Raw genomic sequence first — 25,048 nt, 5'->3', positions numbered from 1 at the left:
ATGAGCGCTTTACCACTGCAAGTGAAGAACAAGGATGCGTCAGCGGTATTTATTACAAGATTCATACAAGAGTTCAAATTCAAACTCTGCATAACTGAGCATGAGAAACAACTGGCTTATCGTTTAAGACATGATGTTTACTGCGAAGAACTTGAGTACGAAGAAGCCAGCGACCCCATAAAAAAACTCGAATTTGATATCCATGACCAAAACTCTATTCATTGTTTGATAGAACACCGCAGAACAGGACTAGTGGCAGGCTGCGTGCGGGTGGTTATGCCTCAGGCCTCCAGACCTCATCCACTTAACCAGCTCCCATTACAATCTTATGGCAGCCAAAGCCTTACACACGCAGAGCTGCATCCCGACAAACTTGCCCAAGGCAGTTACTATGAAATTTCACGACTGGCTGTGAATCGCCTTTTCAGAATAAAACTTAAAGATAGCTCTACTTCTTTAGAAAGCTCGACTACCAATCACAATGCTACTTTTTTTTTCTACTGAAGAGAGGCAGCTCTTCCCACTACTAGCCACAGGCCTATTTGTCACCGGCTATGCTTTAGGGAGGCAGCTAGGTAAAATTCAAGTTTTTGCAATGATGGAACCTAGCTTGCCCCGACTTCTTGCTCTGACAGGCTTTCACTTCACCAAAGTCGGCGAAACAATCAACTTCCATGGAAGAAGAAGTGCTTACTACATCAATAAGCAACAAGCAGAGAGTGGATTAAAGAAATCATTGCTCCCCCTCTACTTGCACATACAGCAAACGCTGGCCCTCCAGCTAGAAGAAATGCTAGCTCAAGATGTTAGTACCTCACTAATAACTTGAATATTTTATCTATACCGTGGCCGCGGCGCTTTCTCGATCATCCAACGAAGCAGAACATCTAAAATCATCAACCGTTACGCTGGTGAATTTCTCTAAGAAAAACACGAGCGTTTCAGGATATTGGAAACGCTCCTCGAAGCGCTCTTGGCCCTCTTGCGAACGCCGAGTCACGCTTGCTCTATAGCCGCCATTAGATTTAGTCACTTTTACGCTATTTTCGCGGCTTCCATCACGCTTAATGGCCGTTAATGGAGAGCTATCGCTTAATAAAACGTCTAGCTGTCGAGCGGCAGTGCGCTCTTCATCAGATGCCCAGAGAGGTTGATCTCGGTCACCATAACGGTAGAGCATAATCACCAGCATGACCGAAAAAATACTGCTGGTCAGCATCCAGGTTAATAAAACGCTCGAAAGCGCCGTTGTCAGCATGATGAACATTTGAATCACGATACCCACCGCCAGCACACCGGCCAGAGGCCTCCACATACGCGGGTTCATAAACCCGCGCTTGAGGATATACCCCCAAAGCCCAATCACCGACAATGCCCCTAACAACAAATGAATGGGGGCAAGCAGCGTTCCTCCTCCAGCCAATATAGCAATTACCCCAATAATCACTATTAAACTGTAGAAAGCAGCTAGCAGGTAGTAAGCACGATCAAGAGTCATATGCAGTCTCCATGCGGGTTAGCCGATAACCTAATCGCCATCGGTTTTATTGTTATTGGTATACGGAAAAATCCTTAAACTGCAGTATAGGTTATGACGAAAATTCTTCACTATTGCCGACGTAGCCAATACAGGTCATAACCCCTGCGCCCCTCGGCGTAGCCAATCATGCACGAAAGCGAGCTTATGTCGGGCAGTCTCTGAGAGGACAAAGGGATAAAGATCCGGCAAGCCCATTGAGCGATTAACATGATTAACGCCCACGGTGAGTGAAGCTGCCACGTAGATCAAGCGCTCTGCATCAGGCTCTGCATACGGCTCCCATTGATGGCTAGGCAGCTCTGGTGAAGAGAGATCTGATGCCGCAAAGCTATCGGCAATATCGGTTAAATGCAGCAGGTGAGCAGCAGTCTCGGCCCAATCTTCATGAGGGTGCGCAGAGGCATAAGTGGTTAAATAGCGCTCTTTCCAATCGGGCGGCGGGCCATCGGTATAGTGGCGCTGAAGTGCTGCGGTGTAATCCTGACGTTCGTCTCCAAACATCTCACGAAAAGCATCAAGAAAGTCTTCCCGCAGGCTTAACCGCCACCACAGCATATGCGATATTTCGTGGCGCATATGGCCAATCATCGTTCGGTAGGGTTCTTCAAGCGCTTCACGACGGGTCGTGACTAGTACGGGGTCTACTTCGGCTACACTAATGGTCACCACCCCTTCAATGTGCCCCATCGGCACAGGCGTACGGCCTTCGGCGAGCAAATGGAAAACCGGCGGCGCGCCTGGATCTTCCGGGCGGAACCAGTGCCAACGCCCGAGGTTATCAAGCACCCAGCGTTTGGCTGCTTCAGTCTTGGCCCAATTAGGAATCGCATTAGGAAGGCTAGGATCTGGAGCCAGCGCTGTCATGGCACAAGCACGACAAAAAGCTCCCTCTTCAGGTGCAATCCAGTTGCAACCGATAATGTCGCGGTTAATACAGAAAGGAGGCATTGGCACAAAGGCCCGGGCCTGAGGGTCGTAGGCAACGGGGGTACCATCTGCGGTTGCGAGATTATCGAACCATAGAGAGCCGGAACCGACGGGATTTGAAAATACGCGCATACGGTAAAGCTCCTGAAAGCGAGGAAAATAGAACCTCAACCGATTGACTGAGCGTTCTCTTTTCCAAAAATCCTATTAAAAATAGTGTGCAGCGCACTTTATTTCATTTCAAAACTATTTCATTTCAAAACCCTGCTTGATTAAAAAATCGCGCATATGGGGGCGCAGCTTGTTATCGAACAAAGGCTTGAGATTGCGAGACCAGTCGGTGTCTTTATTACTGCTACTGCGAGCCCGGTAGTAAGCCTGCATGGTCGTATCGAAGGACTCTACCTGTTCGCCGTCTTCAGTGTAGTAGTCTTCTTTCAGAACCGCCTCCACGGGTAAGCGCGGCTTCACTTCAGGCTCTTGATCCGGATAGCCGAGGCACATACCAAACACTGGGTACACGTGCTTGGGGAGGCGTAGCAGGTCGCTAACCTCCTGGGGATTATTGCGGATACCACCAATATAACAGATCCCCAACCCTTCGGACTCAGCCGCCACTGCCACATTTTGCGCCATCAACGCCGTATCCACTGTTGCTACCAACAGTTGCTCGGTCATGCCCCGCACAACGTTTGCACCGGTGCGCTCTGAAGCCTCCGTGGGACGCTTCATATCGGCACAGAAAACTAGAAAGTCTGCACAGGTGGCAATATAACCTTGCCCACCGGCCAGTTCTGCTATCTGCTCACGGTTCGCCTGGTCTTTTACATGGATAACCGTATACGCCTGAACGTGGCTGGAGGTCGCTGCCCCCTGCCCGGCTTGGATAAGCTCCAGCAGCAATTCTTTCGGGATCGGCCGGTCGCTAAATTTACGGATCGAACGGTGGGATTTCAGCAGCTTAATAACGTCGTTCATGGAACCTCGCTTATCTTGATAACGCTTATTTAAAACAGCTAACTAACAGGGTAACAGATTTGTACAACATGACAGGATTGCGGATGGCGTTAAACATGGCTATAGCAAATGCATGATCGCGCCCCGTACGCCATATTGATCTATCCATAATTTGCCTAGGGTAATCGGCAGTTTGAATCGCCGCTTTCCCGCCGCACCTGGGTTGAAAAGCAGCATTCCCTCCTGGTATTCATTGCGGGGCTTATGGGAGTGGCCATGCAGAAGTGCATCGCAAGCCAACCTCGGGTCGTAATCCTCTAAGCGGTGCACAAGGCGCAGGTGCTTCTCGTTCACAATGATGTCCTGATGTATCGGTAAACTCGTCGCCCACGCCGCCGTATCGATATTGCCCTTAACGCAATGCACCGGCGCCAGTGTCTCCAAACGCTGCAAAATCGTTTTATCTGCCTCTTTGCTACCTACATCCCCCAAGTGAAGAATGAGCTCGCACCCCTGCAGCAGACAAAGTGCCTCATCACGCAGCAAACCGTGGGTATCGGCAATCACTCCAACGGGAGAATTAACCCTATAGCAAGGCATAGATGGGCTCATTAACAACCTCTTCCAGCGGCTAAATGGTGTCATTCTAGCTTTTTTTACTAGACCACTATTAAAAGTTGCTTATCAAGGCCGATATCTAAGTTATCAAATAGATAGTGCTGGCGAGTCATTTATTATGATTTTCATTGGCTATCTAATAAGTTAGGCACCAGCAAGCTATACTGATATGGCTATACGTTGATAACTGAATTTTGACGGAATAATAACGACGCCAGGAAGCCGATATGACCCATACCCCTCAAAATGCACCCGGGCAAGAGTGGAATGCCAGCGACTACGCCCAGAATGCTAATTTTGTACCTAAGCTAGGCAGCGAAGTGGTCAAGCTGTTAGCGCCTCAACCCGGCGAACGTATTTTGGATCTTGGCTGCGGCGACGGCTCTTTGACAGAGCGCCTTGTACAACTGGGCGCTGACGTTCTCGGTGTTGACGCTTCAGAAGAGATGGTAAATGCCGCCCGCCAACGGGGCATTACCGCTCGCGTTGTTGATGGCCACCAATTGCCCTTCGACCATGAGTTTGATGCGGTATTTAGCAATGCGGCGCTGCACTGGATGCTTGACCCTCAGTCGGTACTCGCAGGCGTTAAGCGTGCCTTGAAGCCGGGAGGCCGGTTTGTGGCTGAGTTCGGTGGTCATGGCAATGTCGCCGCTATTTGCACCGCGCTGATTGCCGCTCTCCAGTTTCGGGGCATTAGCGCCCGCGGCCGTCATCCGTGGTATTTCCCGACCACCCATGAATATGGCCATCTGCTGGAAACCGTCGGTTTCAAAGTAGAAAGCATTGAGCTGATTCCACGCCCGACTCCGCTGCCCACCGGCATGATTGGATGGCTTGAGACGTTTGCTAGCCCGTTCTTACATGGGCTCGACGAGGATGTGCGCGATGCCGTGCTTGAGAATACCTTGACGCTGCTGGGCCACAGCCTACGCGATGAGCAAGGAAACTGGACGGCAGATTATGTGCGTCTGCGCGTTTCCGCCCGCGCGTAAGCGATAGCTGCCTCTGAGGTGTGCTGAGATGTAAAAAAGCTGCCGATGATAAGTGCGCTTGTCACCGGCAGCTTGTAGTTAATTCAGACCTAGAACTCATCCCATTCATCGACGGCCTCTTTTTTACTTTGCGTCGCCTGCTGGCGTGGCGCTGGCTCAATACGACCGTCAACTTGTTGCTGCTGAGTAGTGTCCTTATGCGTCAGCGCAACAGCGCTGGTAGCACTCTCATCAATGCGGAAGGTAGCCATCAAGTCGGCCAGCTCACGGGCCTGCCCCTCTAGAGCGCTAGCAGCCGAGCTGGTTTGTTGCACCAGCGCTGCGTTTTGCTGAGTGACCGAATCCATTTCAGTAAGAGCAGCGTTAATCTGCTCAATGCCACTATTCTGCTCCCGCGTCGCGGTCGAAATTTCGCCCATCAGAGTGGTGACTTGACGAATCGCATCCACTGTTTGATAAATCGTCTGTCCACTGCGCTCCGCTTGTTCAGCGCCGCCGTTAATCTTCGTGGTGGTCTGCTCGATCAGGCTACGAATCTCTTTGGCCGAGTCAGCACTTCGCGTCGCTAGTGAGCGAACTTCACTGGCCACCACGGCAAAGCCACGACCTTGTTCGCCTGCACGTGCGGCTTCAACCGATGCATTGAGCGCTAAAATATTGGTTTGGAAGGCAATAGAGTCAATCACACCGATAATATCGTTTACCTGGCTCGCACTGGCTGCAATCTCACGCATGAGTTGCACCGTGCGCTCCACCTCTTCACCACCTGTCTCCGCCGACTGTGACGCCGCCACCGAGAGCTGATCCGCTTCTTCGGCCGTTTCAGCATTTTTACTTACCGTCGTCGACATCTCCTCCATGCTGGAAGCGGTTTGCTGAAGCGCGGAGGCCTGCTGCTCGGTTCGTGAAGAGAGATCCTGGCTTCCCGCAGAGATATCACCCGCCCCGCTGAAGACCTGTTCGCTACTGCCTCTCAATGCTATCACCAGCTGTTTTAACTTCTCCTGCATGGCCGCCAGGCCACCGAACAACTGACCAATTTCATTACGGCCCCGATCTTCAATTTGACCTGTCAGATCACCATCAGCAATCCGTGCAAAATGCTCACTGGCACGCCGAAGGGGCCTTACAACGCTACGCATCATTGCCCACCGAATGACCACCACGGCCACCAGTGAAATCACTAAAAGGGTAATCGCAATGACGCCAATAGTCGTCGCCAAGCGATTGACCTGCTGAAGAACGCTAGCGCCACGCTCTTCGGTATAAGCAATAAAACCGCTCATGGCCAGATCCAGCTCGGCGCTTAATACTCCCAGTTCCTCTTGCCTGCGCTGGATTTGGAAAGGGGCGGCCTCGAGCAGTGGCGAAATGCCCTCTGTCACAAAGGCATTGTAAGCGCTGATAATCGCATCACGGTGGGGTGCAAGTGTGCCTTCAGGATTGATTGGCACAGCACGAAACTCATTAAAACGTGCCTCTGCCTCAGCTACCGCCTCTGCAGCCATGGCAAGGCTCTCCTGCCCCTTTTCTGGATTACCCTGAGTGCTAAAACTTGCCGAGCGGTCTAAAAACGTTTGTGCTCTGAGTGCATTGACTTGCGTGCGGTTGGCTAAATTCGTCAGCCGCACGTTGGTAGCCGTCAGTTCTTCAAGCGCCTGAGAGCTATTGTGATTAGCAAAAAAACCAAGACCACTGATCAACCCAATCATAAGCACCAGCAAGGCTAACGCAGCAGTCAGGCTCCATTTAATAGAGAGGTGCTTCATCCCGTTGATCCCTTTTTCGTTTATAAGTCATTTAATTAGGTATCGGCCAGGTTAAAACCAACTGAAGCACTGCAGAGCGAATCTAGACGTTGGTATAATAAATAGCGTGACAGATGTAGCAGCTAGCGGTTAAGACACCATGGCAATTTTGTGTAGGTTGACCTTCTTAGCCACATCCACCTGGAGCCAAGCTCCCGCCATGCACTCTAGGCTAGGCGCCTCGACTATCCCCTGAATACGCGCCCGAGACAGCAGTGTGGCTTTAGTGTTGGCTTTAAGCGTACCGACCATTTTTCCGTCAATATCGACACTGTTGCCTTCAAGATACGATGCGACGTGGCCAGAGGCAGTCACAGAGACAGGATGATTAGGCGCAATAAGAGTCCCCTCCAAACGGCCCTTAATGAGCACAGGCTCATCGGCGATCACTTTGCCTAAAATATGAGTGGCTGACCCAATTCGGCTGCCACCTGGCATGCACTGGATGGCGGGAGACGTCACAGCGGAGGCTTCTTCAGGTGGCGACATTGCTTCAAAGGGGTGTTCTGAGATGGAAGCGGAATCCACTGCAGGCGCTTTGTGTGGTCTCCCTGCGGCGCTTAAAGCGCGCTGTTTTAGCTTACGGCGCTTGCCATCCCATACGATCAGCGTCATTACGCCAACGCCCAGCACAATAAACCATACTTGAATGCCCATACCGCTTCCTGCCGCTTTAGATGTGGTTGCCCCAGCTAACGTTATACTCGCTCTTTTATATTGCGGCGGCGTGAATAAGCCCACTCACTTGGCTTAACTCCAGGCTTTGAGACAGTAACAAGCCGATTAAGGTATTCAATGCTCAATACCACGCACCCCAAAGGCGCTCTGGCGTCATTCACTAGGAGCCACCCTATGTTTAACAAAGCCAAGAATGCCCCACCTGAGAATAAGGCTGCGGCGCTAACGCCACCTGATACACGCTCATCAGCAACACTAGGCACGCCAACCAGCAGTGCACGACCAAGCCTCTCCGTTATTGGGGGTCATACGCAAGTGGAGGGAGACATTAATAGCGATGAGGATTTGACGGTAGAGGGACGCGTAAGCGGCATTATCACCTGTAAACAACACACCGTGACGCTAGGTGCCAATGGCTATATCAACGGCGATGTATTTGCTCACACACTGCATATATCAGGCGAGGTAACCGGAAACCTGGTGGCACACCACCGCGCAACCATTCATAAGGGAGCCCAGGTTTCAGGCACTATTGTTGCCCCCTGCCTGGTACTTGAAGATGGCAGCGTTTTCCACGGCAGTATCGATATGAACCCCGACAACGATGTGCTGAAAAGTGCCTTTAGCGACGCTATCGGCAGCATGACTAAAACCTCGCCAAAAGCAACCGTTGAAAAGCATTCAACCACGAGTGCGAACGCCGCAGAGCATGACACAACAGAAGCAAAAGCTAACGATTAAGTCGCTTTCAGCACATCAGAGGCGCTGAGCGCACACTGGGCAAGCGGGATCGCGAGGCACTAGGAAGTGCCGCCATTGGCCGCTTAAACCATCAAAGGTAGAGAGGCCTTGGTGGGCAGAACCTGCGCCACTAAGCAGCTTAAAGGCTTCAACCGCCTGAAAGCAGCCGATCAAGCCCACCAGTGGCGCCATGACGCCACTTTCTGAGCAGCTTAGCGCTTCATCGCCACTTTCGTCGGGCGGATAGAGGCAGGCGTAGCAGGGACACTCGGCATTGCGTGGGTCAAAGACTGCCAACTGACCTGAAAAGCGAATTGCCGCACCCGATACCAGCGGCACACCTGCTTTTTGGGACGCCGCATTCACCGCATAGCGGCTTGAGAAACGGTCGGTACAGTCGAGCACCACATCCGCCGAAGCGACTAACCGCTCAAGCGATTCGCCTTCAACATGTTGGTCTAACGCAACCACTTGGCAGTGGGGATTGAGTGCGCACATGCTGGCCTGGGCAGAGTGCGCTTTATTTAAACCAATACTGGACTGCTGATGGGCAATTTGCCGTTGAAGATTGGAAAGCTCTACATGATCGGCATCGGCAATGGTGATGCGCCCGACCCCAGCAGCAGCTAAATAGAGCGCTGCCGGAGAGCCCAAACCGCCGGCCCCAATAATCACTGCATGGGCAGATTGCAGGCGCTCTTGGCCCTCGAAATCCACCTCGGGCAGCATGATCTGACGGCTATAGCGCAGCAGCGCCTGGTCATCCATCATCGGCTTACTTATCCTCAAATTCCTCAAAGGCAGGAATGTGTAAATTGAAGCTCTCTTTGACCTCTTCCATCACCACGTAGCTTTTCGACTCTTTCACGCCCGGTAGCGTTAACACCACATCGCCCAATAGCTGGCGGTAAGCGGCCATTTCGGGAATGCGGCACTTCAAGATGTAGTCGAACTGACCCGAGACAAGGTGGCACTCCTGAATCTGCGGTAGCTTCTCGACGGCACGGCGAAACTCATCAAAGACCGCTGGCGATTGCGTTTCTAAGCTGATCTCGACAAAAACTAATAAATTGGCCTTCAAAGCCCGCGGGTCAAGAATGGCTTGGTAACCACGAATAATACCCGCTTTCTCCAAACGCTTAACGCGTTCAAGGCAAGGGGTTGTGGATAAACCCACTTCCGAAGCTAAATCGACGTAAGAAATACGCGCATTTTCCTGCAAGCAGCGCAGGATTTTAAGGTCGATACGGTCCAGCGTTCTATTTTTTGGTTTCATGGCAGGATCCAATACTGATGAATCAGGCAGTTATTAAAGGTGCCCCAGGGTAACCCGTTCATGCCCCCCCAGGTCACGAGCACTTTCAACGTTTTTATAGCCAGCGCGCTCAAGCGCCTCGCGCACCATTTCGGCCTGTTTATAGCCGTGCTCTAGCAGCAACCAACCAGAAGCCGCTAGATAGCGCTGCGCGGAGTTTACCAAATGCAGCAAATCCGCCATGCCGCAGGCGTTAGCAACCAGCGCTGAGCGTGGCTCAAAACGCACATCGCCTTCGGCTAGATGAGGATCATCGGCGGCAATATACGGGGGATTACTGACGATAATATTGAACTGCTTATCTGCATCCGCACACGTTTCCAAAGCAGCAAACCAATCACTCTGTAAAAACCTAGCATTGGATATGCCTAACGAGCGCGCGTTACGGTTTGCCAACGCGACCGCCTCAAAGCGCAGATCCACCCCCACTACCTGCCAGTGAGGTTGTTCGCTGGCAAATGCCAGGGCAATGGCACCCGTTCCCGTGCCAAGATCGAGCAGCCGGCCTGAGGGGAGCGTCGCCCGCTTTAGGGCAAGCTCAACCAGGGTTTCAGTATCAGGCCTGGGTATCAACGTATCAGGTGAGGTGGCTAAGCGCAGCCCCCAAAATTCGCGTTCCCCGGTAAGGTAGGCAACCGGAGTGCCCTGGGAACGTGCAGCGATGAGCGCATCGAAACGGGCCTGCTCCCATAAGGAGCATATTTTATCGCCCCAGGTGTAGAGCCAAGTGCGATCACGCCCGAGCACGTGGCATAACAGCACTTCAGCGTCGATACGCGGCGAGCTGGAACCCGCCGCCTGCAAACGTTGGGCAGCCTGTTTCAACAGCGCATCAAGGGTCATTAGACATCCTGAAGGGCTGAGAGCTGTTCCGCTTGATACTCGTGAATCAGCGGGCTAATCACGTCATCCAACTGCTCGCCGCTGACCACTTCATTGAGTTTATAAAGCGTCAAATTAATGCGATGGTCGGTAATCCGCCCCTGGGGGAAATTATAGGTGCGGATACGCTCACTGCGATCCCCCGAACCCACTAGCGAACGGCGTGCATCCGCTTGCGTCTGACGCTGGCTATCGACGGCGTTACGCTTCAACTTCGCGGCCAGCAGCGACATCGCTTTGGCACGGTTTTTATGCTGACTGCGCTCTTCCTGACACTCCACCACCACGCCGGTAGGCAGGTGAGTAATGCGGATCGCAGAGTCCGTGGTGTTAACGTGCTGACCACCGGCGCCGCTGGAGCGGTAGGTATCCACGCGCAGATCCGAAGGATTGATATCGATATCGCCCACGTCATCGACTTCAGGCATCACTGCGACGGTGCAAGCAGAGGTGTGAATGCGGCCCTGGGACTCGGTCGCAGGGACGCGCTGTACCCGGTGAGCGCCGGATTCAAATTTCAGCTGGGCGTAAACACCATCGCCTTTGACGCGGGAAATGATCTCTTTGTAGCCGCCCTGCTCACCATGACTGGCGCTCACCACCTCGACCCGCCAACCACGTTTTTCAGCGTAGCGGGAGTACATGCGAAACAGGTCACCGGCAAAAATTGCCGCTTCGTCGCCGCCGGTACCAGCACGCACTTCCAGAAACACCCCACGGCCATCATCAGGGTCTTTAGGCACCAGCAGGCGCTTCAGCTCGATATCCAGCTCGGCTAACCGCTCCCGCCCTTCGCTTAGCTCCATCTCCGCCAACTCGCGCATGTCCGCGTCGCTATCGCGGCTAAGCTGCTCGGCTTCGTGCATATTGGTTTCAATATCACGATAGCGCTGCCAGGCCGCCACCAGCTCCTCTAACTCAGCATACTCACGCGAATAATCGCGAAAGCGTTGCTGGTTATTGATCACGTCGGGATCCGACAGCAGCATCGCCAGCTCTTCAAAGCGTTCGGTAAAGCTGTCTAAGCGTTGGCGCAGAGTCTCTTTCATGCGGGCGTATCATCCTTCTGGCGGTTAACCGGGGGCGCTGGTGTAGTCTCAAAGGCAGGCTTAGTGGGCAACAGCAGGCGCGGAGCAGCGTTGAGTAAATCGTGGTGCTCTTCAGACGCTGCATCGCGTATGGCCTGGGTGGGCTGGTGGAGCAAACGGTTGGTCAATTGATGCGCCAAGCGCTCAATGACTTTAGCCGGATCTTCACCTCGTGCCAGCCGCTCCAACGCTTGGTCGCGGGAAAGGTCGCGCAGCGCTTCACCATGCTGGCGGTAGTCGCGGATCAGTTCACCACCATTACGAATACGCCGCTCATGCTGCCAACTACCCACCCCGTGTTCGATCAGCGACTCGGCTTGGTCAGCGGCAACCTGGCGATGGCGGCGATTTTCCTGGATAACCTCTTCCAGGTCATCCACGGTGTAAAGAAACACATCCGCTAATTCGCCCACTTCGGGCTCAATATCCCGAGGCACCGCGATATCGACCATAAATACCGGCCGATGGCGACGTTTTTTGAGCGCGCGCTCAACCATGCCTTTACCAAGTATAGGCAGCGGGGACGCGGTGGAAGAGATCACAATATCGGCGTTCTCGAGAGCGTCAGGAATCTCTTGCAGGGTGATCGCCGTTCCTCCCAGAGGGCCGGCGACCAACTCAGCGCGTTCCCGGGTGCGGTTAGCAACCGTAAGCTCTCGGACCCCCGCCTCATTTAGATGGCGCGCAACTAATTCAATAGTTTCACCGGCGCCTATTAGCAACGCCCGAGAACGGCTAAAGTCATCGAAAATGCGGCTGGCCATGCTGACGGCAGCGTAAGCCACTGAAACGGGGTTTTTACCGATGCCGGTTTCGGTGCGCACCTGTTTGGCCACCGCGAAGGTATGCTGGAACAGGCGTTCAAGCTCGCCACCCAAGCCCTTGGATTGGCGCGCCTGCTGATAGGCATCCTTCAACTGCCCCAGAATCTGCGGCTCGCCCAGCACCATGGAATCCAGGCCAACCGCTACGCGCATTAAATGGCGCGCTGCATCGTTGTCTAGATAGTGGTAGGCACAGCGCATCAGCTCATCGACGCGTAAGTTATGAAAGCGTCCGAGCCAATTGAGTACTGCCTGCTCGCCAGCCGCATCCGTGACACAGTAAAGCTCCGTGCGGTTGCAGGTAGAGAGCACCGCCGCTTCACTGATTTGTGGCAGGTTACGCAATTCAGCCAATGCGGTTTCAAGCTGCGTTGGCGTAAAAGCCACCTGCTCACGCACGGCCACGCTGGCGGTACGATGATTTATTCCCAGGGCAAGAAGCGTCATGCGTTATGCGTCTTCGCTAGTGTGTCGGACTTTTTGGCAGCCGTCGTGATGATAAGCGGCTGCACCGTCAATTAGGGCTTGCTAAAACAAGTCTTTAGCGTGGTTCGGCGCTGCCTACAAATATCTGTAAGCTGCCTACAATGGTCTTTAATAAGTAGGCATAAAGTTTGCTGACCACTTTTTCAAGGAGGAACATTCTATCACAGCAGGCTATCATCTGGCCCACACCACTTTGCCGCAGGCAGGCAAGCCGCTATGCTGGGCATCTGGCCACTTAATCGAGAGACGCATGCGACCTCGCTTTTCTTTATCGGGCTCTGGTTTAAAGGGCTCTACCTGTTCGGGCTTCTCACTAGTGAGCGCTATGTTCCGGCATTCGATGCGATTACCTTTGGCCGCTTCTGCTGCTCTGCTGCTGAGCGCCTGCCAATCTACGCCCAGCCCTCAGGATAGCCACCTCGGCACCTGGGCCGATGACCCAATGCGCAATGCGCCGCCAATAACCCGCGGGCTGGATGCCGCAGGGCTCAGTACGCTGCTGGGCGCGGAGCTTGCTGGCCAGCGTGGTGACTATCGCTACGCGAGCCAGGGCTACCTGGAAGCGGCTAAGCGCTATCGCGAGCCAGCGCTTGCTGAACGCGCCACCTTCGCGGCCCGCTTTGGCGATGAAGCTTCATTAGTCGAAGCCTCGGCACTTCGCTGGCGAGAGCTTGCCCCCCAGGCAGAAGCACCCAATCGTCTGCTGGCGGCCTTTTCACTGCAGCGTGGTGATTGGCTCGACAGCCTTGAACAGCGCATTGCGATTGCTGAAGCTGGCGGCCATGGCGATATCACCGCCTTTGCAGAGATCGCGGTGGCTGAAGAGGCACCATTAACGTTGATCGCCCAGCAGCTGCGTGAGCATTTAGCCCGCCCAAACGCTGACCAACTGCCCCATCACAGCGATGTACTGTTGGGCACGGCACTGATTGAGGCTGCCCTGGGTGATACAACGCTTGCCCAGCGGCGGCTTGATCAAGTCGAGTTGCTCGACCCCGAATCTGCTGCGTTATGGTTGGTGAAAGCTCGCTTGGCACTGGAGGTTGAGGATTACCCGGCCGCTCAGCGCGCTGCCCAACAGGGCCTTGAACTCGCCCCTGACGATGTACGGTTTATCCTGCTACTGGCTCAAGCAGAAATCCGCCTTAACAATATTAGCGCGGCTGAAGTGCAAACCAACGCTCTGCTAGAGAGCCATGCAGGCAATGAAGATCTGCGCTTATCGCTAGCCCAGCTTTATCTGGAAGAGGGGCACCCCGAACCCGCGCAACGCTTGCTGCAGCCGCTGATTGGCCAACCTAACGTGCCAGATTTAGCCTATTACCTACTTGGCGCCATCACCCAAGAGCAAGGCGATATCGATAATGCGCTGCTCTATTATCGCCAAGTCAGCGAGGGCAGTGAATTTTTGCCCGCTCGCGCGGCGGCCGCGCAAATGCTGATTGAGGAAGATCGTCTGCTGGATGCTCGCGCCTTCCTACGCATTGAACGGATGCGCTTTGATAATTACTTTACTGAATTGGTGATGCTCGAAGTCCAGTTGCTGGACGAAATAAATCAACCTGCGGACGCTGATGCGCTATTAGACCGCGAAATTAGCCGTACACCTGATGACGCATCGCTGCTTTATATGCGTGCCATGCGGCGTTGGGAAGCAGGCGACATCGCGGGCATGGAGCAGGATTTGCGTCAGATACTGCGCACCGACCCAGACAATGCCGAAGCGCTCAATGCGCTGGGCTACACACTGGCCGACCTTAACTTGCCAGGGCGCTTGCAAGAGGCGTTTGAGCTGATTGAGCGTGCCTACGAGGCTGATCCGGACAACCCTGCCGTGCTCGATAGCATGGGCTGGGTCTACTTCCGCCTTGGCGAACCTGAAGAAGCGCTGCCCTGGCTTGAAAGCGCCTATATGCAGCTACCTGACCAGGAGGTCGCTGCGCACCTGGCCGAAGTGCTAAATGCACTGGGGCGTGATGAAGAAGCGCGCCAGTTGATCCAGCAAATCATGCAGCGGACGAACCAACACCCACTGATCGACGGGCTACTCGAGCGTTATCCTGAGCTAAGCCCTGAGCTCAGTCCTTAAATAAGTCCTGAACTAACGCCGCCAGAGGCACCCTAACCCTGCGAACCCCATTTTAAGCGCCCCCATCATGTTACCCTTGCGCTATAACCACCTGACATGGAGCCTGTTTATGTTGACACTGACGTCCCCCTCGCCCCGCTGGCCATTGACACGTCACACTTCGCGCCTCTGGCTTGCCGGCTTCGCGCTTCTCTTGCTCGCCGGCTGTGCCTCCCAGGCTCCCATGGATGAAAGTGGCCGCCAGGCAGGTCAGTGGGAACGCCAGCAGGCCGATGTAGAAGCATTCGATACCTGGACGCTGGTCGGCAAGGCAGGATTGCGCACCCCAGAAGAGAACGTCAGCGCCAACCTGGACTGGAATCAAACCCCCTACTATTTCCGTATGCTGATCAGCGGGCCCTTTGGCGGCGGACGCAACGTGCTTGAGGGGCGCGAGGGACGTTTCTCCCTCTCCAATAGCGACGGCCGCTTTGAGGCAGAAACCCCAGAAGCGCTTATGGAAGAGCAGTTGGGCTGGTCACTCCCCGTCACCGCTATGCCCAACTGGGTGCGCGGCCTGCCCGGTGATCCTGATAATGACAATACCGGCAGTTATCAGCTAGAAACCGACGAACTGGGCTTTCCTAGCCATCTTGCCCAAGACGGCTGGGAAATCGACTACCGCGACTGGGAGAAAGTCGACGATTTATGGCTGCCACGGCGCATGGTCATGCACTACGATGATGTGCGTATTACGCTGGTCGTCAACCAGTGGCAAGCTAGCGAAGAGTAAAGGTAACCGTTTCAATGAACGCGCCATTAACGCTTCCCGCGCCGGCCAAGCTTAACCGCATGCTGCATATAGTGGGCCGTCGTGAAGACGGCTACCACGCACTGCAAACGCTATTTCAGTTTATCGACCTGTGCGACCACCTTACGCTGGCCCCCCGCGATGACAGGAAAATTCAGTTAACCAGTGAAGTTAGCGGCGTTAGCCACGATGACAATTTGATCGTACGCGCCGCACGGTTATTGCAACAGCATAGCGGCACGGCACTAGGCGCTACGCTTACGATCGATAAGCAGTTGCCGATGGGAGGCGGTTTAGGGGGTGGCAGTTCCAACGCAGCCACCGCATTAGTGGGGCTCAACCACCTCTGGCAACTCAATCTACCGTTAGTCGAACTAGCTCGTCTGGGGCTTCAGCTGGGGGCCGATGTGCCGGTATTCGTCCATGGCCATAGCGCCTGGGGCGAAGGCGTTGGCGAACGGCTTACCCCGGTGACGCTTGATACCCCTTGGTTTGTGATTATTCACCCGGGTATTAGTGTGTCTACGTCAGGCGTCTTCCAAGACCCGCAATTGACACGTGACAGCCGCCCCATTACTATGGCGCGCGCACTGCAGGGGGGAGCGCCGGAGTGGCGCAATGACTGTGAGGCCGTGGTAAAGGAACGCTATCCGCCAATTGCGGAAGCCCTGAACTGGCTTGCACAGCACGCACCTAGTCGGTTGACCGGCACGGGGGCTTGTCTGTTTGCTGCTTTCGATACACAGCAATCGGCACAAGCAATCGCGCAATTAGCGGGACAACATTGGCCGGCATGGGTAGCACGCGGACTCAACACCTCTCCCCTACATGATGCTCTGGGCTGTTTATAATCCCGCTCTGGGCTATTTACAGTCCCGCTCTGGGCAGTTAAAAGCGCCCGGTCAGCGCGTTAGGTTATTGCTGGGGTATCGCCAAGTGGTAAGGCACCGCTTTTTGGTAGCGGCATTCCCAGGTTCGAATCCTGGTACCCCAGCCAACCCAACAATGGCCTGCGTTTTTACCCCTGATCCCCAACACTGCAAAGGTGGCTGCGCGTGTCAAAATTGATGGTTTTCGCCGGGAACGCCAATCCCGCACTCGCTCAAAAAATTGCCGAGAGCTTAGACAGCCGTATGGGTAACGCTACGGTGGGTCAATTCAGCGACGGCGAAATCGCAGTCGAGATCAATGAGAACGTGCGCGGTAAGGATGTCTTCATTCTACAATCCACCTGTGCACCGACAAACGACAATCTGATGGAGTTGATCCTGATGGTCGACGCACTGCGTCGCGCCTCGGCAACTCGCATCACGGCGGTACTTCCCTACTTTGGTTATGCTCGCCAGGATCGCCGCGTGCGCTCCGCACGGGTACCGATTTCCGCCAAAGTAGTGGCGGACATGATGGTTAAAGCAGGCGTTGACCGCGTGATGACCATGGATCTACATGCTGATCAGATCCAGGGCTTCTTTGATGTTCCGGTCGACAACGTCTACGGCTCGCCCATTCTGCTGGATGATATCGAGCGTCAGAATTACAGCGACCTCGTCGTTGTTTCCCCTGACGTGGGCGGCGTTGTTCGCGCCCGTGCCATCGCCAAACAGCTGAATGCCGATCTCGCCATTATCGATAAGCGTCGCCCCCAGGCCAACCAGGCCCAGGTGATGCATATCATCGGCGAGATTGAGGGCCGCACCTGTGTCGTAGTCGACGACATGATCGACACCGCAGGCACGCTGTGCAAAGCCGGTGAAGCGTTAAAAGATCACGGCGCCAAGCGCGTGGTGGCCTATGCGACACACCCGATCCTGTCCGGCCCTGCGGTCGATAATATTACCAACTCCGTACTGGATGAAGTGGTGGTGACCGACACCATCCCGCTATCTGACGTTGCCCGTCGTAGCGGAAAAATTCGCCAGTTGAGCGTTGCTGGACTGATCGCTGAAGCGATTCGCCGGGTCAGCAACGAAGAATCTGTCAGCGCGATGTTCCACTAATCCGCTGACGATACAGCCCCCTTTTGGGGCCACGGAAACGTCGTCGTCTGGTCGCGGTCGGCGGCGTCTTCCTTACTTAAACTAAGAGGCAATTCCATGTCTGATTTTATCCTGAAAGCCAGCGTTCGTAACGACCTGGGGAAAGGTGCGAGCCGCCGCCTGCGTCGTGCGAACCAGCAAGTGCCGGCCGTTGTATACGGTGGCGAAAAAGGCGCGCAGTCCATCGCTGTTGAAAAAACCGCTTTCTACAAAGCGATTGAAGATGAGTCTTTCTTCTCTTCCGTCATCAAACTGATGATCGAAGGTAAAGAAGAGCAAGTCGTTGTTCGTGACCTGCAGCGTCACCCTTTCAAGCCGTTGCTGACCCACGCCGACTTCCTGCGCGTTGATGCGACTCACGAAATCACCATCAACGTGCCACTGCACGTGACGGGCGAAGAGAAGTGTGTCGGTATCAAAGACCAAGGCGGCGAACTGCACGTACTGGCCAACGAAGTGGCGATCAGCTGCTTGCCGAAAGACCTGCCTGACTTTATCGAAGTCGACATCGCTGCCGTTGAGCTTGGCACGACACTGCACTTGTCTGACCTTACCCTACCGGCCGGCGTCACCTCAGTTGACCTGTCCCACGGTGAAGAGCACGACAATGCAGTACTCAGCATCACGAAAGTAAAAGTGCGTGCTGATGCAGAAGATGAAGATGGTGAAAGCGAAGGCGAAGAAGACAGCAGCGCCGAGTAAGTATCCCGTTAAGCATCTTATGGGGGCCATGCCTGCATGGCCCTTGTGATGCTGACACGATGTTAGAATCAAGCGCCTCGGCGCTTGATTTTTTTTAGGGCCGTCGCTGGCGCGGCGTCAACCATGTTTTCTGGATTGTTTTAGTCTTCTGGATAGTTTTGGTCTTCTGAATATTTTGTGCGAGGTGGGAAGATGAGCCAGGTAACAGCCATTATTGGATTAGGCAACCCCGGAGCGGAATATGAAGCCACGCGCCATAACGCCGGTTTCTGGCTGGTAGAGGCTATTGCGCAGAGCGCCCATGCAGAGCTACGACCGGAAAAGAAATTTTTCGGCCACTACGCCAAGGTACGCCTAGGCGACCATGAACTGCACCTACTCAACCCTGCCACCTTTATGAATCGCAGTGGCGCCGCGGTGGCAGCCTTGTGCCAGTTTTTCAAACTTACCCCTGAAAACCTACTGGTCGCCCACGACGAGCTCGACCTCCCCCCCGGCCAAGCACGCTACAAAACCGGTGGCGGGCATGGAGGCCACAATGGCCTGCGCGATATTATTAGCGCACTAGGCGGCCAGAAGCAGTTTCACCGGGTACGAATTGGCATTGGCCACCCCGGCGAGGCACGCCAAGTCACTAATTATGTACTGGGGCGTCCCGGCAAGGCCGAACACGAGGCCATTGTTCGCGCCATGGACGAGTGTGTCACCACCCTGCCGCTAGCGCTCGCGGGAGACTGGGCCAAAGCCATGAACCAGCTGCACAGCCTCAAGCCAGCATAGACGCCGCCAAAAGCTGTTCAGTTACGCCGGTAGCTGACGGCTAGCGCATCTCGTAGAATGGCGATTACTTTTACGCCCTACCACCTTATTCTCAGGAACATTTTATGGGTTTCAATTGCGGCATCGTCGGCCTGCCTAATGTCGGCAAGTCCACACTATTCAATGCACTGACCAAGTCAGGCATCGATGCAGAAAACTTCCCCTTCTGTACCATTGAGCCGAACGTGGGTATCGTGCCGATGCCGGATCCGCGCCTCGATAAGCTTGCCGAGATCGTCAAGCCACAAAAAACACTGCCGACCACCATGGAGTTCGTCGACATTGCTGGCTTGGTCGCCGGGGCCTCCAAAGGTGAGGGCTTAGGCAACAAGTTTCTGGCTAACATTCGTGAAACCCAGGCAATTGCCCATGTGGTGCGCTGCTTCGACAACGACAACGTTATCCACGTAGCCAACCAGGTCGACCCGCGCGCCGATATCGAAACGATCAATTTAGAGCTGGCGCTGGCCGACCTGGATACTGTCGAAAAAGCCAGCCAGCGTCTGGTTCGTTCGGTGAAAGGCGGTGATAAAGAGGCCATTGCCACTAAGGCGATTCTTGATCGTATTCAGCCCCACGTTGCGGAAGGCTTACCGCTACGCAGCTTTGGCTTAAGCGAGGAAGAGCAGCGCCAGGTGAAGAGCTTCGGCTTTTTGACTCTGAAGCCAACTATGTACATCGCTAACGTCAATGAAGATGGTTTTGAGAACAATCCTTACCTGGATATTGTTAACGAAATCGCCGCTGAAGAAGGCGCGCTTGTGGTGCCTGTTTGCAATCAACTGGAAGCCGAAATTGCCGAGCTGGATGATGAAGAGCGCTCGATGTTCTTAAGCGAGATGGGCATGGATGAACCAGGCCTTGATCGTGTCATTCGCGCGGGCTACTCACTGCTGGGTCTGCAAACCTACTTCACTGCCGGCGTTAAAGAAGTGCGCGCCTGGACCGTGAAAGAAGGCGCAACAGCCCCCGAAGCCGCTGGCGTGATTCACACCGACTTCCAAAAAGGCTTTATCCGTGCTGAAGTGGTTGCCTATGAGGACTTCGTATCGCTAGGCGGTGAGCAGGCAGCCAAAGACGCCGGGAAATGGCGCCTGGAAGGAAAAGAGTACATTGTCAAAGATGGCGATGTGGTGCACTTCCGCTTTAATGTGTAAGCGGCAACACCCATACGACCAGCAATAAAACATTGACTGAAGGCGGGGTTATCAGTATCATTCGCCCCCGCTGAAAGGCTACGTAGCTCAGCTGGTTAGAGCACATCACTCATAATGATGGGGTCCCCTGTTCAAATCAGGGCGTAGCCACCAGGCATATTAAAAGCCCGCTAATTTTATTTAGCGGGCTTTTTTGTGTTGCCAATTTGTGTAGCCAAGCTTTTATTGCTAAGTAAAATTCAGCTATTTACTTGGACTAGCTTAACGCAGGACGGTTTAGAAATAGCGTTAGGGCGCGGGTTAGATACTCGACATCTTTAGTACCCGCGGTTTCCCGAATCGAATGCATCGCCCATTGAGGCACCCCCACATCAATAGTGGGCACACCCAGCTCGGTGGCGGTAATCGGGCCAATCGTACTGCCACAGCCCATATCCGCCCGGGTAACAAACGACTGAACGGGTACGTCAGCCTCACGACAGACATCGCGAAACAGCGCACCAGTGACACTATTGGTGGCGTAACGCTGGCTGGAGTTCACCTTGATGACCGGGCCACCATTAATCGCTGGACCATGGCGCTCATCGTGCTTGTCGCGAAAGTTAGGATGCAGTGCGTGGGCATTATCGCAAGAAATCATCAGCGACGACTGAATCAGTTGAATCAGCGACTCGTCGTCTCCCTTGCCCACCTGGCCATTAATGCGCTTTAGCACATCCGCCAAGAATGGGCCTTGGGCACCACAGGCACTGGCACTGCCGACTTCCTCGTGATCGTTGGCCACCAACAAAGCGCCTTGACTGCCATCGCAAGCCAAGAGTGCCTCTAAACCGATGAAGCAGGAGAGCAAGTTATCCAACCGGGCGCTGGCCACCAGTTCTTGCTTAACACCGACCAGGGACGGTGGCTGAACATCGTAAAAGCCTAATTCAAAGTCCACTACTTCCACTGCACGCAGGCCGTGCTGCTCTTCTAACCACTGCGCCACTAGCTCGCCTAGCGTAGCCGTATCGCTCTGCATCAATACTGGCGCCATTTGCGTCTGCGGGTTAATCGGCCGTCCTGCGTTGACATCACGATCCAGGTGAATCGCCAGGCTCGGCACCATGGCAATTGCCTGATCGACATTAAGCAATACGCTTTCCAAGCGACCATCGGCATGGCGCACATGCACACGCCCTGCCAACCCCAGGTCACGGTCAAACCACGGCGCCAACAAAACACCGCCATACACCTGCACTCCCAACTGTAGCCAGCCTGCAGAGCACTGCGTAGCGTTAGGCTTTAGATGCAACCCCGGGCTATCGGTGTGGGCACCGATCATACGCAGCGCCGTCACTTCAGACTCAGGCAACTGAAAAGCAATAATCGCCGAATCATTACGGGTGACATAGTAGCGCTTGCCCGGGGTTAGCTGCCAATTGGCCTTCTCTTCCAGCCGCTGAAAACCAGCTTGCTCCAATCGCTCAGCCATATTGCCTGCAGCGTGCCACGGGGTCGGTGATTGGCGCAGAAAATCGCATAACCGCGTTAAACGATCAGCGTTGAAAGTCTCGGACATGGAAATCCTCATAACAGTAATGATTGAGTCTCATCGCGCAGGCGACCTGCTACAATACCCCTTCGACCTACGCAACTCATGGGTCATATACGAGTCTAGGGAAGAATGAGTGTACACAAATCCGGGAGAGCTTGACTGATGAGCTTGTTTGCAACGCTTTCGCGTTCGGTCGCCCTGGCTGTCATGCTGGTTGTTACCAGCCCAGCCGCCTTGGCGCAACTTGAGCCGACCGACGAACAACGCCAGGCGGCAGTGGAAATTGCGGACTCGCTCCGCTACGGCCATTATGCTGATATTACATTTGATGAAGCGTGGTCGCAGGATGCTTTCCAACGCTATTTGGATATTCTGGACGGCCAGCGCGCCTACCTGCTGCGCAGTGATATCGAGCCCTATCGTCACTTAGAGACGGGCATGGCAGACGCTCTTTTCAATGGTGAGTTGGATGATGCGTTTGATCTCTATAACACCTTTAGTGATCGACAACGGTCGCGCCTTGAGTCTTTGTTGGCAAAGCTGGACGAAGGCCTTGATTTCGATTTTGAAAGCAACGAGCGTTTAGAAATTGATCGTGAAGAGGCGCCCTGGGCATCCCGGCAAAGCGAGCTTGACGAGCTATGGCGCAAGCGGCTTAAAAACGACGCCTTAACGCTCGCCCTGACCGATCAGGATAGCGAACAGATTGAAGACAACCTGCGCCAGCGCTATGAAGGCCAACTAACGCGGCTGGAGCAAACCGAGTCTGAAGATGTATTTGGCGTACTGATGGCAGCCGTTACTAGCAGTATCGACCCACATACTGGCTACCTCTCCCCTCGCCAGGGCGAATCCTTCGATATTCAGATGAGCCTCTCCCTTGAGGGCATTGGCGCCCTACTTCAGTCCGATGGTGAATATGTCAAAGTTTCCAGCCTTGTGCCCGGCGGCCCAGCGGAGCGCGCCGGCGTACTTGAGCCAGCGGATCGCATCATCGCCGTAGGCCAGGAAGAGGGTGAGATGGTCAATGTGGTCGGCATGCGCCTGGACAACGTGGTGGATCTGATTCGCGGCCCCAAAGGCTCCGTTGTTCGTTTGGACGTGGTGCCTGCCCAAGCGGTGGATATGACCCGCTCGCAAACCGTTGAGATTACCCGTGACACCGTTAGCCTTGAAGACCAAGCCGCCCATGGCGAAGTGATTGAAGTCGAGCGTGATGGAGAACCTCACCGCTTAGGGGTGATTAACATCCCGACGTTCTACGTCGATTTTGACGCCTGGCAAGCGGGTGAAGAGGAGTATCGCAGCACTACTCGTGATGTTGCCAAAGAAGTCGAACGCCTTAAAGAAGAAGGCGTGGAAGGTATCGTGCTTGACCTACGCAACAACGGCGGCGGTGCGCTCCAGGAAGCCAACTCGCTTATTGGCCTGTTTATCGACCGCGGCCCCACCGTACAAGTGCGCGATGCCCAGGGGCGCATTCAACTGTATGGCGACAGCGAAGCAGGGACACTTTATGACGGCCCGCTAGGGGTGCTGGTGAATCGCCTCTCCGCCTCTGCCTCGGAAATCTTTGCCGGTGCGATTCAGGATTATGGTCGCGGCTTAGTACTGGGCACGCCGACGTTTGGCAAAGGCACCGTGCAGACGCTCAACGAGCTGAGCCATGGTCAGATCAAACTGACTCGCGCCAAGTTCTACCGCATTTCCGGCGACAGCACCCAGAATCGCGGCGTTGAGCCGGATATCGACTTCCCCAGTTTGATTGATCCCGAGCGTATTGGTGAAAGCAGCCTGGATAATGCCTTGGCCTGGGACACCGTTCAGAATGTCCAGTATCGCCGCTATGGCGAACCTGAAACCATGCTGGACAAGCTGATAGCCCAGCACGACGCACGCGCTGAGGACAACGCCAACTTCCGCTATTTAGAGCGCCAGTCCACGCTGGCCCGCCAGTTACGCGAGCAGCACACCAGCGTGAGCTTAAATCGTGAGCAGCGTCAGCGTGAAATGGAAGCCCAGGAAGCCGAACAGCTTTCGCTGGAAAACCAACGCCGTCGTGCACTGGGCCTGGAAGAGCTGGATGAGTGGATGGATGCTCGTACGGATGCCACCGAAAGCGTCACAGAAGGAATTGAGGAGGCAGAGGCAACCCAAGACAGTGAAGGGGAAAGCGACGAAGATGACGCACTGGCTGTTGATCGCGCCTATGTGCTCGAATCGGCTGAAATCCTGCTCGACTACGCCCGCCTGCAAGACACTCAGCGGTTAGCCGCAAAGCGCTAAGTACGCCGAGTTAAAATAAGCTAGTTAAAAAAACGCCGCCCCTTCGCAAGGGGCGGCGTTTTGGTTTTAACACTCTGGCCTTAACCCTGGTTTCAACATAGCGCCGCCAGACGCGCTGGCCGGTCACCCATTTTAGTTAAGCGCCGAGTCAGCGCCGCTAACCGGACAGCACTGCCCTGGCTACCCGCACGAATAATATCCAGCGCCCAGGCAGGTAATTGAGGAGCAAGCCGATAATAAACCCACTGCCCTTCGCGCTGATCACTCAGCAACCCACACTGACGCAACTGAGCCAAATGACGCGACACTTTAGGTTGCGACTCCTGCAGCGCATAGGTCATTTCACACACGCAAAGCTCCTGCTCTTGAGCCACCAGCAGTACCAACATCAAGCGCGTCTCATCGCTTAAACATTTAAACACCTGCAAGGCTTGCGGTGTATTCACTTTGCCCACCATAAACTTCCCAGACTGATTGACTATGTGTAGTTTACGCCACAAGAACCGTTAGCAGTAAGCACCGCGCGAATGCGCGGCATTCAGGCACAGAAAAACACCCAGATGCCATTAAGCAGCGGGTATTAAAGAAACAGTGAGACTTAGACTAACAGGGGGGATTAAATGGCTCCTCGAGCAGGACTCGAACCTGCGACCCAATGATTAACAGTCATTTGCTCTACCAACTGAGCTATCGAGGAACAGCGCACTACCTGAAACAGCTTACCGACTAAGACGGTATACCGTAAAAAAGGCAGTTAATACAGATATTGACAG

General features: G+C 54.4%; 24 protein-coding genes and 3 tRNA genes. 13 read left to right on the top strand and 14 right to left on the bottom strand.

Going from position 1 to position 25,048, the window contains the following annotated elements; translation table 11 throughout:
- Positions 1–504, top strand: coding sequence for a PEP-CTERM/exosortase system-associated acyltransferase (locus AC4EYZ_RS19955; protein ID WP_474191086.1), 504 nt, complete (start codon positions 1–3; stop codon positions 502–504).
- Between the two features lie 334 nt (positions 505–838).
- Here the strand turns inward: AC4EYZ_RS19955 and AC4EYZ_RS19950 are convergent, their stop codons facing one another.
- The 4 genes from AC4EYZ_RS19950 to AC4EYZ_RS19935 all read right to left on the bottom strand — a co-directional run bounded on the left by AC4EYZ_RS19950 (position 839) and on the right by AC4EYZ_RS19935 (position 4,036).
- Positions 839–1,498 carry a hypothetical protein gene (locus AC4EYZ_RS19950; RefSeq protein ID WP_022522576.1) on the bottom strand — a complete coding sequence of 220 codons (660 nt, stop codon included), beginning with the start codon at positions 1,496–1,498 and terminating at the stop codon, positions 839–841.
- A 135-nt stretch (positions 1,499–1,633) separates the two neighbouring features.
- Positions 1,634–2,599, bottom strand: coding sequence for a zinc-binding metallopeptidase family protein (locus tag AC4EYZ_RS19945; RefSeq protein ID WP_022522575.1), 966 nt, complete (start codon positions 2,597–2,599; stop codon positions 1,634–1,636).
- 114 nt (positions 2,600–2,713) lie between these two features.
- Positions 2,714–3,445, bottom strand: coding sequence for an oxygen-insensitive NADPH nitroreductase (gene nfsA / locus AC4EYZ_RS19940; protein WP_159177089.1), 732 nt, complete (start codon positions 3,443–3,445; stop codon positions 2,714–2,716).
- A gap of 99 nt (positions 3,446–3,544) precedes the next feature.
- Positions 3,545–4,036: a metallophosphoesterase family protein gene (locus AC4EYZ_RS19935; protein WP_167522519.1), complete on the bottom strand. Its 492-nt coding sequence runs from the start codon at positions 4,034–4,036 to the stop codon at positions 3,545–3,547.
- A gap of 233 nt (positions 4,037–4,269) precedes the next feature.
- Between AC4EYZ_RS19935 and AC4EYZ_RS19930 the strand changes: the two genes are divergently transcribed.
- Positions 4,270–5,037, top strand: coding sequence for a class I SAM-dependent methyltransferase (locus AC4EYZ_RS19930; RefSeq protein ID WP_009287581.1), 768 nt, complete (start codon positions 4,270–4,272; stop codon positions 5,035–5,037).
- 89 nt (positions 5,038–5,126) lie between these two features.
- Here the strand turns inward: AC4EYZ_RS19930 and AC4EYZ_RS19925 are convergent, their stop codons facing one another.
- Entirely contained in the window at positions 5,127–6,806 is a 1,680-nt protein-coding gene (locus AC4EYZ_RS19925) for a methyl-accepting chemotaxis protein (RefSeq protein WP_009287580.1), read from the bottom strand.
- A 129-nt stretch (positions 6,807–6,935) separates the two neighbouring features.
- A complete protein-coding gene (locus AC4EYZ_RS19920; protein ID WP_152419273.1) occupies positions 6,936–7,502 on the bottom strand; it encodes a bactofilin family protein in 567 nt (188 codons plus the stop codon).
- Positions 7,503–7,697: 195 nt separating this feature from the next.
- Here AC4EYZ_RS19920 and AC4EYZ_RS19915 point away from each other — a divergent pair, with 195 nt between their 5' ends.
- The gene (locus AC4EYZ_RS19915; RefSeq protein ID WP_035538778.1) at positions 7,698–8,264 is read left to right on the top strand and encodes a bactofilin family protein; all 567 of its coding nucleotides are present in this window, start codon (positions 7,698–7,700) and stop codon (positions 8,262–8,264) included.
- A gap of 15 nt (positions 8,265–8,279) precedes the next feature.
- Here AC4EYZ_RS19915 and AC4EYZ_RS19910 read toward each other — a convergent pair whose 3' ends face one another.
- Genes AC4EYZ_RS19910 through hemA form a run of 5 tightly spaced genes read right to left on the bottom strand, consistent with a single transcriptional unit; the run spans position 8,280 to position 12,820 of the window.
- The gene (locus tag AC4EYZ_RS19910) at positions 8,280–9,035 is read right to left on the bottom strand and encodes a HesA/MoeB/ThiF family protein (protein ID WP_039859611.1); all 756 of its coding nucleotides are present in this window, start codon (positions 9,033–9,035) and stop codon (positions 8,280–8,282) included.
- Between the two features lie 4 nt (positions 9,036–9,039).
- Entirely contained in the window at positions 9,040–9,540 is a 501-nt protein-coding gene (locus AC4EYZ_RS19905) for an Lrp/AsnC ligand binding domain-containing protein (protein WP_007113443.1), read from the bottom strand.
- A gap of 33 nt (positions 9,541–9,573) precedes the next feature.
- The gene (gene prmC, locus AC4EYZ_RS19900; protein WP_138801121.1) at positions 9,574–10,422 is read right to left on the bottom strand and encodes a peptide chain release factor N(5)-glutamine methyltransferase; all 849 of its coding nucleotides are present in this window, start codon (positions 10,420–10,422) and stop codon (positions 9,574–9,576) included.
- Positions 10,422–11,510 (bottom strand): peptide chain release factor 1, encoded by a 1,089-nt coding sequence (gene prfA / locus AC4EYZ_RS19895; protein WP_009287574.1) that lies wholly within the window; start codon positions 11,508–11,510, stop codon positions 10,422–10,424. The genes prmC and prfA overlap by 1 nt, the downstream gene beginning before the upstream one ends.
- Positions 11,507–12,820 carry a glutamyl-tRNA reductase gene (gene hemA / locus AC4EYZ_RS19890; RefSeq protein ID WP_009287573.1) on the bottom strand — a complete coding sequence of 438 codons (1,314 nt, stop codon included), beginning with the start codon at positions 12,818–12,820 and terminating at the stop codon, positions 11,507–11,509. Before hemA ends, prfA begins: the two co-directional genes overlap by 4 nt.
- A gap of 379 nt (positions 12,821–13,199) precedes the next feature.
- Between hemA and AC4EYZ_RS19885 the strand changes: the two genes are divergently transcribed.
- The 9 genes from AC4EYZ_RS19885 (at position 13,200) to AC4EYZ_RS19845 (ending at position 20,605) form a co-directional block, all read left to right on the top strand.
- On the top strand, positions 13,200–14,948 hold the full coding sequence (locus AC4EYZ_RS19885) for a tetratricopeptide repeat protein (RefSeq protein WP_490203975.1): 1,749 nt from the start codon (positions 13,200–13,202) through the stop codon (positions 14,946–14,948).
- A gap of 109 nt (positions 14,949–15,057) precedes the next feature.
- Positions 15,058–15,720, top strand: coding sequence for a lipoprotein insertase outer membrane protein LolB (gene lolB, locus AC4EYZ_RS19880; RefSeq protein WP_474191090.1), 663 nt, complete (start codon positions 15,058–15,060; stop codon positions 15,718–15,720).
- A gap of 14 nt (positions 15,721–15,734) precedes the next feature.
- Positions 15,735–16,589 carry a 4-(cytidine 5'-diphospho)-2-C-methyl-D-erythritol kinase gene (gene ispE, locus AC4EYZ_RS19875; RefSeq protein ID WP_190372851.1) on the top strand — a complete coding sequence of 285 codons (855 nt, stop codon included), beginning with the start codon at positions 15,735–15,737 and terminating at the stop codon, positions 16,587–16,589.
- A gap of 71 nt (positions 16,590–16,660) precedes the next feature.
- Positions 16,661–16,735 (top strand) — tRNA-Gln (locus tag AC4EYZ_RS19870).
- 58 nt (positions 16,736–16,793) lie between these two features.
- Positions 16,794–17,735 carry a ribose-phosphate pyrophosphokinase gene (locus tag AC4EYZ_RS19865; protein ID WP_009287569.1) on the top strand — a complete coding sequence of 314 codons (942 nt, stop codon included), beginning with the start codon at positions 16,794–16,796 and terminating at the stop codon, positions 17,733–17,735.
- Between the two features lie 96 nt (positions 17,736–17,831).
- Positions 17,832–18,476, top strand: coding sequence for a 50S ribosomal protein L25/general stress protein Ctc (locus tag AC4EYZ_RS19860; RefSeq protein ID WP_009287568.1), 645 nt, complete (start codon positions 17,832–17,834; stop codon positions 18,474–18,476).
- A 192-nt stretch (positions 18,477–18,668) separates the two neighbouring features.
- Entirely contained in the window at positions 18,669–19,256 is a 588-nt protein-coding gene (gene pth / locus AC4EYZ_RS19855) for an aminoacyl-tRNA hydrolase (RefSeq protein WP_400673852.1), read from the top strand.
- Positions 19,257–19,360: 104 nt separating this feature from the next.
- Entirely contained in the window at positions 19,361–20,452 is a 1,092-nt protein-coding gene (gene ychF / locus AC4EYZ_RS19850) for a redox-regulated ATPase YchF (RefSeq protein WP_009287566.1), read from the top strand.
- A 76-nt stretch (positions 20,453–20,528) separates the two neighbouring features.
- A tRNA-Met gene (locus AC4EYZ_RS19845) sits at positions 20,529–20,605 on the top strand.
- Between the two features lie 103 nt (positions 20,606–20,708).
- Here AC4EYZ_RS19845 and AC4EYZ_RS19840 read toward each other — a convergent pair.
- Positions 20,709–22,013: a M18 family aminopeptidase gene (locus AC4EYZ_RS19840; protein ID WP_027960051.1), complete on the bottom strand. Its 1,305-nt coding sequence runs from the start codon at positions 22,011–22,013 to the stop codon at positions 20,709–20,711.
- Between the two features lie 138 nt (positions 22,014–22,151).
- Between AC4EYZ_RS19840 and AC4EYZ_RS19835 the strand changes: the two genes are divergently transcribed.
- Positions 22,152–24,275 carry a carboxy terminal-processing peptidase gene (locus AC4EYZ_RS19835; RefSeq protein ID WP_490203974.1) on the top strand — a complete coding sequence of 708 codons (2,124 nt, stop codon included), beginning with the start codon at positions 22,152–22,154 and terminating at the stop codon, positions 24,273–24,275.
- Between the two features lie 92 nt (positions 24,276–24,367).
- Here the strand turns inward: AC4EYZ_RS19835 and AC4EYZ_RS19830 are convergent, their stop codons facing one another.
- On the bottom strand, positions 24,368–24,733 hold the full coding sequence (locus tag AC4EYZ_RS19830) for a metalloregulator ArsR/SmtB family transcription factor (RefSeq protein WP_474191092.1): 366 nt from the start codon (positions 24,731–24,733) through the stop codon (positions 24,368–24,370).
- Positions 24,734–24,896: 163 nt separating this feature from the next.
- Positions 24,897–24,972: transfer RNA gene (locus AC4EYZ_RS19825), tRNA-Asn, on the bottom strand.
- Between the last annotated feature and the right edge of the window lie 76 nt (positions 24,973–25,048).

It is taken from the genome of Vreelandella sp. 162(4c) (genome assembly GCF_058152265.1).
This window is presented reverse-complemented; position numbering and strand designations above follow the sequence as displayed.

Coding starts and splice junctions, on each gene's coding strand:
- ispE (WP_190372851.1), top strand. CDS start 15,735: ATGAACGCGCCATTAACGCTTCCCGCGCCGGCCAAGCTTAACCGCATG.
- AC4EYZ_RS19835 (WP_490203974.1), top strand. CDS start 22,152: ATGAGCTTGTTTGCAACGCTTTCGCGTTCGGTCGCCCTGGCTGTCATG.
- hemA (WP_009287573.1), bottom strand. CDS start 12,820: ATGACGCTTCTTGCCCTGGGAATAAATCATCGTACCGCCAGCGTGGCC.
- prfA (WP_009287574.1), bottom strand. CDS start 11,510: ATGAAAGAGACTCTGCGCCAACGCTTAGACAGCTTTACCGAACGCTTT.
- AC4EYZ_RS19885 (WP_490203975.1), top strand. CDS start 13,200: ATGCGATTACCTTTGGCCGCTTCTGCTGCTCTGCTGCTGAGCGCCTGC.
- lolB (WP_474191090.1), top strand. CDS start 15,058: ATGTTGACACTGACGTCCCCCTCGCCCCGCTGGCCATTGACACGTCAC.
- pth (WP_400673852.1), top strand. CDS start 18,669: ATGAGCCAGGTAACAGCCATTATTGGATTAGGCAACCCCGGAGCGGAA.
- AC4EYZ_RS19935 (WP_167522519.1), bottom strand. CDS start 4,036: ATGAGCCCATCTATGCCTTGCTATAGGGTTAATTCTCCCGTTGGAGTG.
- AC4EYZ_RS19860 (WP_009287568.1), top strand. CDS start 17,832: ATGTCTGATTTTATCCTGAAAGCCAGCGTTCGTAACGACCTGGGGAAA.
- AC4EYZ_RS19950 (WP_022522576.1), bottom strand. CDS start 1,498: ATGACTCTTGATCGTGCTTACTACCTGCTAGCTGCTTTCTACAGTTTA.
- nfsA (WP_159177089.1), bottom strand. CDS start 3,445: ATGAACGACGTTATTAAGCTGCTGAAATCCCACCGTTCGATCCGTAAA.
- AC4EYZ_RS19915 (WP_035538778.1), top strand. CDS start 7,698: ATGTTTAACAAAGCCAAGAATGCCCCACCTGAGAATAAGGCTGCGGCG.
- AC4EYZ_RS19905 (WP_007113443.1), bottom strand. CDS start 9,540: ATGAAACCAAAAAATAGAACGCTGGACCGTATCGACCTTAAAATCCTG.
- AC4EYZ_RS19945 (WP_022522575.1), bottom strand. CDS start 2,599: ATGCGCGTATTTTCAAATCCCGTCGGTTCCGGCTCTCTATGGTTCGAT.
- AC4EYZ_RS19925 (WP_009287580.1), bottom strand. CDS start 6,806: ATGAAGCACCTCTCTATTAAATGGAGCCTGACTGCTGCGTTAGCCTTG.
- prmC (WP_138801121.1), bottom strand. CDS start 10,422: ATGACCCTTGATGCGCTGTTGAAACAGGCTGCCCAACGTTTGCAGGCG.
- AC4EYZ_RS19830 (WP_474191092.1), bottom strand. CDS start 24,733: ATGGTGGGCAAAGTGAATACACCGCAAGCCTTGCAGGTGTTTAAATGT.
- AC4EYZ_RS19910 (WP_039859611.1), bottom strand. CDS start 9,035: ATGATGGATGACCAGGCGCTGCTGCGCTATAGCCGTCAGATCATGCTG.
- AC4EYZ_RS19955 (WP_474191086.1), top strand. CDS start 1: ATGAGCGCTTTACCACTGCAAGTGAAGAACAAGGATGCGTCAGCGGTA.
- ychF (WP_009287566.1), top strand. CDS start 19,361: ATGGGTTTCAATTGCGGCATCGTCGGCCTGCCTAATGTCGGCAAGTCC.
- AC4EYZ_RS19920 (WP_152419273.1), bottom strand. CDS start 7,502: ATGGGCATTCAAGTATGGTTTATTGTGCTGGGCGTTGGCGTAATGACG.
- AC4EYZ_RS19930 (WP_009287581.1), top strand. CDS start 4,270: ATGACCCATACCCCTCAAAATGCACCCGGGCAAGAGTGGAATGCCAGC.
- AC4EYZ_RS19840 (WP_027960051.1), bottom strand. CDS start 22,013: ATGTCCGAGACTTTCAACGCTGATCGTTTAACGCGGTTATGCGATTTT.